At 67.2% G+C, this 13,457-nt stretch carries 9 protein-coding genes; all 9 read right to left on the reverse strand.

Annotated elements, in window-relative coordinates; genetic code table 11:
* Positions 1-7 precede the first annotated feature (7 nt).
* Positions 8-478, reverse strand: a complete 471-nt coding sequence (gene rpsG, locus ACWDA7_RS20610) for a 30S ribosomal protein S7 (protein WP_003992340.1) — start codon at positions 476-478, stop codon at positions 8-10.
* Positions 479-480: 2 nt separating this feature from the next.
* Positions 481-852: a 30S ribosomal protein S12 gene (rpsL, locus tag ACWDA7_RS20615; protein WP_003948652.1), complete on the reverse strand. Its 372-nt coding sequence runs from the start codon at positions 850-852 to the stop codon at positions 481-483.
* A 367-nt stretch (positions 853-1,219) separates the two neighbouring features.
* On the reverse strand, positions 1,220-1,660 hold the full coding sequence (locus ACWDA7_RS20620) for a DUF1707 and DUF4190 domain-containing protein (protein WP_450605685.1): 441 nt from the start codon (positions 1,658-1,660) through the stop codon (positions 1,220-1,222).
* A gap of 239 nt (positions 1,661-1,899) precedes the next feature.
* Positions 1,900-5,799, reverse strand: a complete 3,900-nt coding sequence (locus tag ACWDA7_RS20625) for a DNA-directed RNA polymerase subunit beta' (protein ID WP_450605686.1) — start codon at positions 5,797-5,799, stop codon at positions 1,900-1,902.
* Between the two features lie 93 nt (positions 5,800-5,892).
* Positions 5,893-9,378, reverse strand: coding sequence for a DNA-directed RNA polymerase subunit beta (gene rpoB / locus ACWDA7_RS20630; RefSeq protein WP_450605687.1), 3,486 nt, complete (start codon positions 9,376-9,378; stop codon positions 5,893-5,895).
* Positions 9,379-10,111: 733 nt separating this feature from the next.
* A complete protein-coding gene (gene rplL / locus ACWDA7_RS20635; protein ID WP_359396382.1) occupies positions 10,112-10,495 on the reverse strand; it encodes a 50S ribosomal protein L7/L12 in 384 nt (127 codons plus the stop codon).
* A gap of 109 nt (positions 10,496-10,604) precedes the next feature.
* Positions 10,605-11,138: a 50S ribosomal protein L10 gene (gene rplJ / locus ACWDA7_RS20640; RefSeq protein ID WP_450605688.1), complete on the reverse strand. Its 534-nt coding sequence runs from the start codon at positions 11,136-11,138 to the stop codon at positions 10,605-10,607.
* A 332-nt stretch (positions 11,139-11,470) separates the two neighbouring features.
* Positions 11,471-12,343: a DUF1396 domain-containing protein gene (locus ACWDA7_RS20645; protein WP_450605689.1), complete on the reverse strand. Its 873-nt coding sequence runs from the start codon at positions 12,341-12,343 to the stop codon at positions 11,471-11,473.
* Between the two features lie 109 nt (positions 12,344-12,452).
* Positions 12,453-13,334 (reverse strand): hypothetical protein, encoded by an 882-nt coding sequence (locus tag ACWDA7_RS20650; protein ID WP_450605690.1) that lies wholly within the window; start codon positions 13,332-13,334, stop codon positions 12,453-12,455.
* Positions 13,335-13,457: the final 123 nt, after the last annotated feature.

Here is a 13,457-nt window from a genome sequence, read left to right on the forward strand (position 1 = left end):
GTAGCGACTACCAGCGGTAGTGCGCGAAGGCCTTGTTGGACTCGGCCATCTTGTGCGTGTCCTCACGCTTCTTCACAGCGGCACCGAGGCCGTTGGACGCGTCGAGGAGCTCGTTCAGCAGACGCTCGGTCATCGTCTTCTCGCGACGAGCGCGGGAGTAACCGACGAGCCAGCGCAGCGCGAGCGTGTTGGCACGACCGGGCTTGACCTCGATCGGAACCTGGTACGTCGCACCACCGACACGGCGGGACTTGACCTCAAGGGTCGGCTTGATGTTCTCGAGGGCGCGCTTCAGCGTGATGATCGGGTCGTTGCCCGTCTTCTCACGCAGGCCCTCCATGGCGCCGTAGACGATGCGCTCGGCGGTGGAGCGCTTGCCGTTCAGCAGCACCTTGTTGATCAGGGAGGTCACCAGAGGAGAGCCGTAGACCGGGTCGATGATGACCGGGCGCTTCGGGGCGGGGCCCTTACGAGGCATTCTTACTTCTCCTTCTTGGCGCCGTAGCGGCTGCGGGCCTGCTTGCGGTTCTTGACACCCTGGGTGTCGAGGGAGCCACGGATGATCTTGTAGCGAACACCCGGCAGGTCCTTCACACGGCCGCCGCGCACGAGCACGATGGAGTGCTCCTGCAGGTTGTGTCCCTCACCCGGAATGTAAGCGGTGACCTCGATCCCGCTGGTCAGACGCACACGCGCGACCTTACGCAGGGCCGAGTTCGGCTTCTTCGGGGTGGTCGTGAACACACGCGTGCAGACGCCACGACGCTGAGGGGAACCCTCGAGTGCGGGCGTCTTGTTCTTCTCGACCTTGTCCTGCCGGCCCTTGCGGACCAGCTGCTGGATCGTAGGCACTACTTCTCCGGTTTCTGTGTGCCGATAGGTACAGCTAACCTGGAACATCGCCGACCCACGCGGTCGGGTGTGTCGAATCCCGCAGACTCCCGCCGCAAGGCGAAAAGGGCGCAGATTACGGTGGCCGATGACGGCTCGCTATGCGGTTGAAGGCACGCACGAGAGCCAGGGCACACCCCAGGCACAAGGTCTGAGCGTACCTACCTCATTCGCTGTGGTCAAAACAAATGGGCCGCGCCCGCATCCCCGTGCGGAGCATGTCAAGCCCATACGGCCTATCTGATCTTTGAATCAACGATCCGCGCACCTCGGGCAGGTGTCGCACGCACTCCCGCGCCACCCGGCGCACACCTCGGCGACACCCGTGTCACCAGGTGAGCGCCACCGTCAGCACCAGAACGAGTGCCCAGCCTGCCGTGGACAGCCAGCCGAGGATCAGACCGGTCAGCGCGAGACCGTCGCCGGACTCACCCTTGCGGCGGATCTCGTCCCGTGCCACGTGCCCCAGGACGATCGCGGGAATGCCCGTGAGGCCCGCGGTGGGCACGCAGAGCAGGCCGCAGACCGCGGCGCCGACGGCCTTGTCGTTGGTCTTCGGCCGGGGCAGCACCATCTGCGGCACGAGTGCCGGCGGCGGCATGGGCCCCTGCGGCAGATCGGCCACGATCAGGGCCAGTTCGCCGAGCGTACGAGCCGCGTACGCCCGCGCCACCCGCCGCTCGAACTCCGGCTGCTCCAGTCGCCCTTCGGCGTACCCCGCCCGGAGTACGTCGACGGCACGCTCGCGGTCGGCGTGCGAGGCGAGCATGGGCGACTGCGCCGGCGGAGCCGGCTGACCGGGCCATGGCCGCGGAACGCCGGCCGCCCCGTGCTGCCAGGGTTGCCACGACGGATAGGACACCGAACACCTCCCCGTGGACTCCGAGTCCCCCCATCATGCGCCGAACCGGCAATTCCGGCACAGACGTTGACGGGATATGTGCCCCGGAAGGCCGAAGGGCGGCCACTCCGCACCGGAGTGACCGCCCCTCGACTCAAGCTGCTCGCTTACTGGTTGTACGGACCGTAGTCGTAGTCCTCCAGCGGAACGGCCTGGCCGGAGCCCGTGCCGAACGGCGAGTAGTCGATGTCGTCGTAGCCCACGGCCGAGTACATCGCGGCCTTGGCCTCCTCGGTCGGCTCGACCCGGATGTTGCGGTAGCGGGACAGACCCGTACCGGCCGGGATGAGCTTACCGATGATGACGTTCTCCTTGAGGCCGATCAGGGAGTCGGACTTGGCGTTGATCGCCGCGTCCGTGAGGACCCTGGTCGTCTCCTGGAAGGACGCCGCCGACAGCCAGGACTCGGTCGCCAGCGAGGCCTTGGTGATACCCATGAGCTGCGGACGACCGGAGGCCGGGTGACCGCCCTCCTGGACCACACGACGGTTCTCGTGCTCGAACTTCGAGCGCTCGACCAGCTCGCCGGGCAGCAGCTCGGCGTCGCCGGACTCGATGATCGTCACACGGCGCAGCATCTGCCGGATGATGATCTCGATGTGCTTGTCGTGGATCGACACACCCTGCGAGTTGTACACCTTCTGGACCTCGCCGACCAGGTGGACCTGGACGGCACGCTGGCCCAGGATGCGCAGCACGTCGTGCGGGTTGGTGGCACCCACGGTGAGCTTCTGGCCCACCTCGACGTGCTCGCCCTCGCTGACCAGGACTCGGGCGCGCTTCGAGATCGGGTACGCCGTCTCGTCGCTGCCGTCGTCCGGGGTGATGACGATCTTCTTGGTCTTCTCGGTCTCCTCGATGCGGACGCGTCCGGACGCCTCGGAGATCGGGGCGACACCCTTCGGGGTACGGGCCTCGAAGAGCTCGACGACACGCGGCAGACCCTGGGTGATGTCGTCACCGGCCACACCACCGGTGTGGAAGGTACGCATCGTCAGCTGGGTGCCGGGCTCACCGATGGACTGGGCGGCGATGATGCCGACCGCCTCACCGATGTCGACCAGCTTGCCGGTGGCGAGCGAACGGCCGTAGCACATGGCGCAGGTGCCGACCGCGGACTCACAGGTCAGGACCGAACGGGTCTTGACCTCGTCGACGCCCTGGGCCACGAGCTCGTCGATGAGGACGTCGCCCAGGTCGGTGCCAGCCGGGGCCAGCACCCTGCCGTCGACGACGATGTCCTCGGCGAGGCAGCGCGCGTACACGGACGTCTCGACGTTCTCCGCCTTGCGCAGCACGCCGTCGGCGCCGCGCTCCGCGATGTGGAGCTTGAGGCCGCGGTCGGTGCCGCAGTCCTCCTCGCGGATGATGACGTCCTGCGACACGTCGACCAGACGACGGGTGAGGTAACCCGAGTCGGCGGTACGCAGAGCGGTGTCCGCCAGACCCTTACGGGCACCGTGCGTGGAGATGAAGTACTCCAGCACGGACAGACCCTCACGGAACGAGGCCTTGATGGGCCGCGGGATCGTCTCGTTCTTCGCGTTCGACACCAGACCGCGCATACCGGCGATCTGGCGCATCTGCATCATGTTTCCTCGCGCACCCGAGTTCACCATCATGAAGATCGGGTTCGTCTTCGGGAAGTTCTCGGTCATGGCCTCGGCGACCTCGTTGGTCGCGTTGGTCCAGATGCCGATCAGCTCCTGGGTGCGCTCGTCCTTCGTGATCAGACCGCGCTCGTACTGGCGCTGGACCTTCTCGTCCGCGGCCTCCCACTTGGCGACGATCTCCCGCTTCGCGTCGGGGACGACGACGTCGGAGATCGAGACGGTGACACCGGAACGAGTGGCCCAGAAGAAGCCCGCCGCCTTCAGGTTGTCGAGCGTGGCCGCCACGATGACCTTCGGGTAGCGCTCGGCCAGGTCGTTGACGATCTGGGAGAGCTGCTTCTTGCCGACCTCGTAGTCGACGAATGGGTAGTCCTCGGGCAGCAGCTCGTTGAAGAGCGCACGGCCCAGGGTCGTCCGCAGGCGGAAGGAGTCACCCTGCTGCCACTCCGGCTCGCCCTCCTCGCGGGCCGGCGGGGTCCAGCCACGAGGCGGCATGGTGCCCACCGGGAAGCGGATGTCGACCGGTGCCTGGAGCGACAGCTCGGCGGCGTCGAAGGACATGATCGCCTCGGCGACGGACGCGAAGGAGCGGCCCTCGCCCTTGACGTTGCGGCCCTCGGCGTCCGTGGTGAGGAAGAACAGGCCGAGCACCATGTCCTGGGTCGGCATCGTCACCGGGCGGCCGTCGGCCGGCTTGAGGATGTTGTTCGAGGACAGCATCAGGATGCGGGCCTCGGCCTGCGCCTCCGCGGACAGCGGCAGGTGCACGGCCATCTGGTCACCGTCGAAGTCCGCGTTGAACGCGGTGCAGACGAGCGGGTGGATCTGGATGGCCTTGCCCTCGACCAGCTGCGGCTCGAAGGCCTGGATGCCGAGGCGGTGCAGCGTGGGCGCACGGTTCAGCAGAACCGGGTGCTCCGCGATGACCTCTTCCAGCACGTCGTACACGACCGTGCGGCCGCGCTCGACCATGCGCTTGGCGCTCTTGATGTTCTGCGCGTGGTTCAGGTCGACCAGGCGCTTCATCACGAACGGCTTGAAGAGCTCCAGCGCCATCGCCTTCGGCAGACCGCACTGGTGCAGCTTCAGCTGCGGACCGACGACGATCACGGAACGCGCCGAGTAGTCGACACGCTTGCCGAGCAGGTTCTGACGGAATCGACCCTGCTTGCCCTTCAGCATGTCGCTGAGGGACTTCAGCGGGCGGTTGCCGGGGCCCGTGACCGGGCGGCCGCGACGACCGTTGTCGAAGAGGGCGTCAACAGCCTCCTGAAGCATGCGCTTCTCGTTGTTGACGATGATCTCCGGGGCACCGAGGTCCAGGAGCCTCTTCAGACGGTTGTTGCGGTTGATGACCCGGCGGTACAGGTCGTTCAGGTCGGAGGTCGCGAAGCGGCCACCGTCCAGCTGCACCATCGGACGCAGGTCCGGCGGGATGACCGGCACGCAGTCGAGGACCATGCCCTTGGGGCTGTTGGAGGTCTGCAGGAAGGCAGACACGACCTTCAGCCGCTTGAGCGCACGGGTCTTCTTCTGGCCCTTGCCGGTGCGGATGATCTCGCGGAGACGCTCGGCCTCCTCATCGAGGTCGAAGGACTCCAGGCGCTTCTGCAGCGCCGCGGCACCCATCGAACCGTCGAAGTACGTGCCGAAGCGGTCACGCAGCTCGCGGTAGAGCAGCTCGTCGCCCTCGAGGTCCTGGACCTTGAGGTTCTTGAACCGGGCCCACACCTCGTCGAGGCGGTCGATCTCGCGCTGCGCACGGTCACGCAGCTGCTTCATCTCGCGCTCAGCGCCCTCGCGGACCTTGCGGCGCACATCGGCCTTGGCACCCTCGGCCTCGAGCTCGGCCAGGTCGGCCTCGAGCTTCTTGGCGCGGGCCTCCAGGTCGGCGTCGCGACGGTTCTCGATCTGCTGCCGCTCGACGGAGACGTGCGCCTCCAGGGAGGGCAGGTCACGCGTACGGCGCTCCTCGTCGACGTACGTGATCATGTACGCCGCGAAGTAGATGACCTTCTCCAGGTCCTTCGGGGCGAGGTCGAGCAGGTAGCCCAGCCGCGACGGAACGCCCTTGAAGTACCAGATGTGCGTGACGGGAGCGGCCAGCTCGATGTGGCCCATCCGCTCACGGCGCACCTTGGCGCGCGTGACCTCCACGCCACAGCGCTCACAGATGATGCCCTTGAAGCGGACACGCTTGTACTTGCCGCAGTAGCACTCCCAGTCCCGGGTGGGGCCGAAGATCTTCTCGCAGAAGAGGCCGTCCTTCTCGGGCTTGAGGGTGCGGTAGTTGATGGTCTCGGGCTTCTTGACCTCGCCGTGGCTCCACTGACGGATGTCGTCAGCGGTGGCCAGGCCGATCCGGAGCTCGTCGAAGAAGTTGACGTCGAGCACTATGCGTCAATCCCTCTCAGGGTCGTAAGTCTTTTGGTCTGTACGGGGGTCCCGGGGTCGGCGGGCCTTGGAGTCAGGCCCGCCGGACTCCCGTCAGACCTCTTCGACGCTGCTCGGCTCGCGCCGGGACAGGTCGATGCCGAGCTCCTCCGCAGCGCGGAAGACGTCCTCGTCGGTGTCGCGCATCTCGATGGACATACCGTCGCTGGACAGCACCTCCACGTTCAGGCACAGGGACTGCATCTCCTTGATGAGCACCTTGAAGGACTCGGGGATGCCGGGCTCGGGGATGTTCTCGCCCTTGACGATGGCCTCGTAGACCTTCACGCGGCCGGTGACGTCGTCGGACTTGATGGTCAGCAGCTCCTGGAGCGCGTAGGCGGCACCGTAGGCCTCGAGGGCCCACACCTCCATCTCGCCGAAGCGCTGGCCACCGAACTGGGCCTTACCACCCAGCGGCTGCTGGGTGATCATCGAGTACGGACCGGTCGACCGGGCGTGCAGCTTGTCGTCGACCAGGTGGTGCAACTTCAGGATGTACATGTAGCCGATCGAGATCGGGTCCGGGAACGGCTCACCGGAGCGGCCGTCGAACAGCCGCGCCTTGCCGGACGGGAGGACCATGCGGTCACCGTCGCGGTTCGGGATGGTGTGCTCCAGCAGACCCGCCAGCTCGTCCTCGCGGGCACCGTCGAAGACCGGGGTCGCGACGTTGGTCCGGGGGTCGACCTGGTCGGCACCGATCGCCTGCAGGCGCTGTGCCCACTCCTCACCGAGGCCGGAGACGTCCCAGCCCTGGCTGGCGAGCCAGCCGAGGTGGATCTCCAGCACCTGTCCCGGGTTCATTCGGGACGGCACGCCCAGCGGGTTGAGGATGATGTCGACCGGGGAGCCGTCCTCCAGGAACGGCATGTCCTCGATCGGCAGGATCTTGGAGATGACACCCTTGTTGCCGTGACGGCCGGCGAGCTTGTCACCGTCGGTGATCTTGCGCTTCTGGGCCACGTAGACGCGGACCAGCTGGTTCACGCCCGGCGGCAGCTCGTCGCCCTCCTCGCGGTCGAAGACGCGCACACCGATGACCTTGCCGGTCTCGCCGTGCGGCACCTTCAGCGAGGTGTCACGGACCTCACGGGCCTTCTCACCGAAGATCGCGCGCAGCAGGCGCTCCTCGGGGGTCAGCTCGGTCTCACCCTTCGGGGTCACCTTGCCGACGAGGATGTCACCGGCGATGACCTCGGCACCGATACGGATGATGCCGCGCTCGTCCAGGTCCGCGAGGACCTCCTCGGAGACGTTCGGGATGTCCCGGGTGATCTCCTCGGGGCCGAGCTTGGTGTCACGGGCGTCGACCTCGTGCTCCTCGATGTGGATCGAGGAGAGGACGTCGTCCTGCACGAGGCGCTGCGACAGGATGATCGCGTCCTCGTAGTTGTGACCCTCCCACGGCATGAACGCCACGAGCAGGTTCTTGCCGAGCGCCATCTCACCGTTCTGGGTGGCCGGACCGTCGGCGAGGACCTGGCCCTCGATGATCCGGTCGCCCTCGTTGACGATGACCTTCTGGTTGACCGAGGTGCCCTGGTTGGAGCGGGCGAACTTGGCCAGGCGGTACGTGATGTACGTGCCGTCGTCGTTGGCCGTGGTGACGTAGTCCGCGGAGACCTCCTGGACCACACCCGCCTTCTCGGCCTTGACCACGTCGCCGGCGTCGACGGCGGAGCGGTACTCCATGCCGGTGCCGACGAGCGGGGACTCGGACCTGATCAGCGGCACGGCCTGACGCATCATGTTCGCGCCCATGAGGGCACGGTTGGCGTCGTCGTGCTCGAGGAACGGGATCATGGCGGTCGCGACCGACACCATCTGGCGCGGCGAGACGTCCATGTAGTCCACGTCCTCGGGGCTGACGTAGTCGACCTCGCCGCCACGGCGGCGGACCAGCACGCGGCCCTCGGCGAAGCGGAGTTCGTCCGTCAGCGTGGCGTTGGCCTGCGCGATGACGAACCGGTCCTCTTCGTCGGCGGTCAGGTAGTCGACCTCGTCGGTGACCTGGCCGTCGTTCACCTTGCGGTACGGGGTCTCGACGAAGCCGAACGCGTTGACCCGGCCGTAGGAGGCGAGCGAACCGATCAGGCCGATGTTCGGGCCTTCCGGGGTCTCGATCGGGCACATGCGTCCGTAGTGGGACGGGTGCACGTCACGGACCTCGAAGCCGGCCCGCTCACGGGAGAGACCACCCGGGCCGAGCGCGGACAGACGACGCTTGTGCGTCAGCCCGGACAGCGGGTTGTTCTGGTCCATGAACTGGGACAGCTGGCTGGTGCCGAAGAACTCCTTGATGGAGGCGACGACCGGCCGGATGTTGATCAGGGTCTGCGGCGTGATCGCCTCGACGTCCTGGGTCGTCATGCGCTCACGCACGACGCGCTCCATACGCGCCAGACCCGTGCGGACCTGGTTCTGGATGAGCTCGCCGACGCTGCGCAGGCGGCGGTTGCCGAAGTGGTCGATGTCGTCGGTCTCGACGACGATCGACTGGCCGCTGTCGCCGACCGTCTCGGTCTCACCCGCGTGCAGCTTCACCAGGTACTTGATCGTCGAGATGATGTCCTCGACGGTCAGGATGCCCGCGTCGAGCGGGGCGTCCGCACCCAGCTTCTTGTTGACCTTGTAGCGGCCGACCTTGGCGAGGTCGTAGCGCTTCGGGTTGAAGTACAGGTTCTCCAGCAGCGTCTGCGCGGCCTCACGCGTCGGGGGCTCGCCCGGGCGCAGCTTGCGGTAGATGTCGAGCAGCGCGTCGTCCTGGCCCTGGGTGTGGTCCTTCTCCAGGGTGGCGCGCATGGACTCGTACTCGCCGAACTCCTCGAGGATCTGCTCGGTCGTCCAGCCGAGCGCCTTCAGGAGGACGGTCACGGACTGCTTGCGCTTGCGGTCGATACGGACACCGACCATGTCGCGCTTGTCGATCTCCATCTCCAGCCAGGCACCCCGGGACGGAATGATCTTGGCCGAGAAGATGTCCTTGTCGGACGTCTTGTCGATGGAGGAGTCGAAGTAGACACCGGGCGAACGGACCAGCTGCGACACCACGACACGCTCGGTGCCGTTGATGACGAACGTGCCCTTGTTCGTCATGAGCGGGAAGTCGCCCATGAAGACGGTCTGGGACTTGATCTCGCCGGTCTCGTTGTTGGTGAACTCGGCCGTGACGAAGAGGGGCGCGGCGTAGGTGAAGTCGCGCTCCTTGCACTCGTCGATCGAGTTCTTCGGCGGCTCGAAGCGGTGGTCGCGGAACGTCAGCGACATCGACCCGGAGAAGTCCTCGATCGGGGAGATCTCCTCGAAGATCTCCTCGAGACCGGACTTGGTGGGGACGTCCTGACCGGACTCCAGAGCCTCCTCGACGCGAGCCTTCCATGCGTCGTTGCCGAGCAGCCAGTCGAAGCTCTCGGTTTGCAGCGCGAGAAGGTTCGGAACCTCGAGGGGCTCCTTGATCTTTGCAAAGGAGATGCGCAGCGGGGCAGTGCTGGCGCCGTTGTTCGTATTCGCGGTCGAGGCAGTGCGCGAGGCGGCCAAGAGGGGGTCCTTCCGAGGGCTCGGACTCACTACGCGCGTCCCGGTCCCCACCGAGCACAGAGAAGGAAAGTCCCAGGTCGGAGACTTCCAGTCTGTGTACTCAAGCAGAGGGCGTACTCCTGGTGACGGGCAGGAGACAGCTAACAGGCAGCGCAAAGGGTCAGTGTAGCCACTTGGCACACTGATGTCCAGTGCGGGTTTGCAGGCCCACGCCGGAGACCCTCTCTGTCCCTCAATACCTGCGGCAAGCCACGCCCTCGATGCACATCGATACTGCCCTCTTCGTCGTCGATCCATGCCTCGGATCCGGATCGTTGTGACGACGCGTCCTGAGAATTGCGCGCTGCGTTCGGTTCGTCAAGGCCCCCCTGCCCAAACCGGGTGCTGCCCTCGTCACGTGCCACCTGCCGCCGGGGCCCTCGGGAGGCAGGACGAAGATCACCATACTCCCCGCGGCGACGGGCGCAAGGCAGCCGCCGCCACGCCCCTCGGAACGGCGAAGGGCGACCACCCGGATGGATGATCGCCCTTCGGTGCGCTCGCGTTACAGCCCTGCGAGTGAGCCGCGCCGAGGACCCGCAGGGGGCCGCTACGGCGTTCGAGTGAGCCGCGGCCGGCGGTCGCGAGAAGACCGCGTGCGGCCTACACGAAAGAGCCGTACGGGGCGGCTGCCCCGTACGGCCCTGTGAGCCCCTGTGCGGGCCCGTGAGTCCGGTGCGGACCCGAAGAGGTGTTACTTGACCTCGACGGAGGCGCCGGCGCCCTTGAGGGACTCGGCGGCCTTCTCGGCGGCGTCCTTGGCGACCTTCTCCAGGACGGGCTTCGGGGCGCCGTCCACGAGGTCCTTGGCCTCCTTGAGGCCCAGGGAGGTCAGCTCGCGCACGACCTTGATGACCTGGATCTTCTTGTCGCCGGCACCGGTGAGGATGACGTCGAACTCGTCCTTCTCCTCCTCGACCTCGGCGGCGGCGGCCGGGCCGGCCGGGCCCGCGACGGCGACCGCGGCGGCGGCGGTGACGTCGAACTTCTCCTCGAACGCCTTCACGAACTCGGAGAGCTGGATGAGGGTCATCGACTCGAACTCGGCGAGCAGTTCTTCCTGGGTGAGAGCCACGATGGCTTCCTTCCACTAATTCGGCTGGTGCCGGATGTACATGTCTGGCGGGCGTACGTTCGGCCCGCTACGACCTCCGCCTCAGGCGGCGGTGGTCATTTCGGGGGCCGAATTACTCGGCACCGCCCTGCTCGTCCTGCTTGGCGCGAAGCGCGTCCACGGTGCGGACGAGCTTCGACGGGAGCGCCTGGAAGACCTGAGCAGCCTGCGTCTGCTTGCCCTTCAGAGCACCCGCCAGCTTGGCGAGCAGAACCTCGCGGGACTCGAGGTCCGCAAGCTTCTTGATCTCGTCGGCGGACAGCGCCTTGCCGTCAAGGACACCGCCCTTGATGACGAGGTTCGGGTTGTCCTTGGCGAAGTCACGAAGACCCTTCGCCGACTCCACCGGGTCACCGGTGACGAAGGCGACCGCCGTCGGACCGTTGAACAGGTCGTCGAGCGAGGAGATCCCGGCCTCGTTGGCCGCAATCTTGGTCAGCGTGTTCTTCACCACGGCGTACTGGGCGTTCTCACCGAGCGAACGACGCAGCGTCTTCAGCTGCGCCACGGTGAGACCCCGGTACTCGGTCAGCACGGCGGCGTTCGAGCTACGGAACTGCTCCGTGAGCTCGGCTACCGCGGCAGCCTTGTCGGGCCTTGCCTCCATAGAGCGTCGGCCTCCTTCCGGGTGATGGGACCGCTCGGAAGGGGCTGGGGAAAACGAAACGCCCCGGCGCAGGCGCACGGGGCGGACTCGACCGGCTGCACGTGCGGGGAACGCACATGCTCCGGGAGTTCTTCCACTGTCACCTGCGCGGGTCGTCCGCAGTTCAGCGGATCCTTCGGCCGCCGCGCCCTCTTCCGAGCACACGGCAACGACCAGCGGTCTTTGGCTTCTGTAGGAGAGTACGGGAACGGATCGCCGTCGGGCAAATCCGTTCCCACGCTCGGCCGGGCTCGGCCCCGGGGACCCGTCCCACGAGGCTCGGCCCGCGGGGGTCAGCCCTGCTGGGCGCCCTTCATCATCTCGGCGAGGTCGGCCGAGTCCTTCGCGGACGGAGCCGTCACCGTCACCGGCTTGTTGTAGTCGACGAAGGTGATGGTCATGTCCAGCGGTCCCTTGTCGGCGTCACCGCGCATCCGGAACTGCTTGGTGTGGTTGCTGCCGTCGATCCACATGTCCATGGACATCTTGTCCGCGCCCATCTTGGCGTACTGGTCGAGGCCCTTCTCGCGCTGCTCGAGGGTGGCCTTGTCCAGCTTCTGGGCCTTGAGGGAGGCGCGCATCTCCGCGACGGTGATGTCGCCCTTGTAGTGGGTCGTCCGCACGCCGTCGACGGTCTCGGTGCCGACCTTCGTCACATGCTTGGAGCCGGTCAGGAACGTGGAGTCCTGGGCCGGGTTCTGGTTCGCCTGACCGGCCGCCCCCATCTGGTCCAGGTTCTTCTGCATGTCCTCGCCCAGCGCGCCCAGGTCGAGCTTCATCCAGTGCTTGCCGCCCAGCTCCTTGGCAGCCTCGTCACCCGCGCCGATGTACATCACCTTGTCGACGAGGCGGATCTCGACCGGGCCCCCGGTCTTCTGCTCCGACGACGTCATCTTCATGCTCATGGCGAGCGGCTTCATGGCCATCCGGGCATCGGCCCTGACCTGGCCCGCGCCCGGCATCGTCCCGGTCATCCGGTAGTGCAGGGACGTGATGCGCTCGGAGTTCTTCGCGGCCGCGGCGACGGCCGCGGCGGGCGACATCCGCGGCGACTCCTCCGCACTGTTGCCCTTCGAGCAGCCGACCGCTCCGCCGCCCAGAACCAGGGCCGCGAGCACCGCGCCGGCCACACCGCGCTCCACCCGGTTGCGCACAGCAAAGGTCATGATTCCCCCCAGCGAACACATGGTTGATCCACAACAAGACCGCGAGCGTATACCCATGGACTGACAAAGGCGCGTCAATTCCGGCGTCAAGCAGTGAACGGGGATGTTGCTATGAACCCCGGGTGCTCATCAGTTCCTTGAAGTCCGCGGTGTCCGCCGCCGGGGGCCGGCCGGCCGAGACCTTCACGCCGTAGTCGCGGTAGTAGGCCGTGGCGGACATGCGGCCGCCGGCCAGCTCGCCCTTCTCGACCTTCTTGACCAGCAGGGCGTGGTCGTCGACCCAGATGTCGACGGTCTCCCTGGTCACCCCGGCCTGCTCCAGCCGCTCCCGCAGCGCGGCCGCGTCCTCTCCGCTGAGGTTTGCCGGGGTAACCGTGCCCGAGTAGTGCGTGGTGTGGCGGCCGCGCACCGTCTCCTCGCCGACCCTGCGCACGGCCCCGCAGGCGAGCAGGAGCCCGACCGGGCGGATCGGGGCGGTGTCGCGCAGATGGTCCGTGAGATACGCCCCGGAGCCGCCCGACAGCGCCGCCAGGTCGTCGTAGCCGTACCTGATCCAGTGCCGGCCGTCGAGGCGGCGGGCGAACGGGGCGCCGACCTTCGCGTAGTAGGCGTCGGGCAACAGCCGGGCCTCCATGGAGGTGCTGTTCAGGTTGCGCATGGTCTCGGCGAGCCGGCCGCCGGTGTAGGTGATGCGCAGGGTGCCCACGGACCCGTGGGACCAGCCGAGCGCCCCGTCCGTCTTCAGGGCGAGCATGGTGCCCATGGCGGTCGTGGACTCGATCCGCGCGGAGCCGGCCCTGGTGGTGGCCTTCTCGACGGCGCGCAGGGCGGTCACCGACCGGGAGTCGGCCCGCCCGGTGCGGCCGCCGGAGGGCGCTGCCGCGCCCCTGTGGGAGTCGCCGTCACCGAAGAGGCCGCACCCCGCCACGGCAAAGAGGGCGGCCACCGCCGCGATCGGGAGGATCCCGCGCCGCACGATCCTGTCCCTCATCCGTTCCCCCTTGTGCGCTGCGTGATCTTCACGCTAACTCCGCGGCGGGGGACCCGGCACGCGCCTGGCTCGAAACGGCGTGTGCCGCATCTCTCGCCGGACGAAAAGCGCCGGGGCCCGCAC

The sequence above is a fragment of the Streptomyces sp. NPDC001156 genome (genome assembly GCF_053598275.1).

What these genes read in the sequence shown, in the direction of transcription:
- ACWDA7_RS20645 (WP_450605689.1), bottom strand. Translation starts at nt 12,343, where the DNA reads ATGACCTTTGCTGTGCGCAACCGGGTGGAGCGCGGTGTGGCCGGCGCG.
- ACWDA7_RS20620 (WP_450605685.1), bottom strand. Translation starts at nt 1,660, where the DNA reads ATGCTCGCCTCGCACGCCGACCGCGAGCGTGCCGTCGACGTACTCCGG.
- ACWDA7_RS20650 (WP_450605690.1), bottom strand. Translation starts at nt 13,334, where the DNA reads ATGAGGGACAGGATCGTGCGGCGCGGGATCCTCCCGATCGCGGCGGTG.
- rplJ (WP_450605688.1), bottom strand. Translation starts at nt 11,138, where the DNA reads ATGGAGGCAAGGCCCGACAAGGCTGCCGCGGTAGCCGAGCTCACGGAG.
- rpsG (WP_003992340.1), bottom strand. Translation starts at nt 478, where the DNA reads ATGCCTCGTAAGGGCCCCGCCCCGAAGCGCCCGGTCATCATCGACCCG.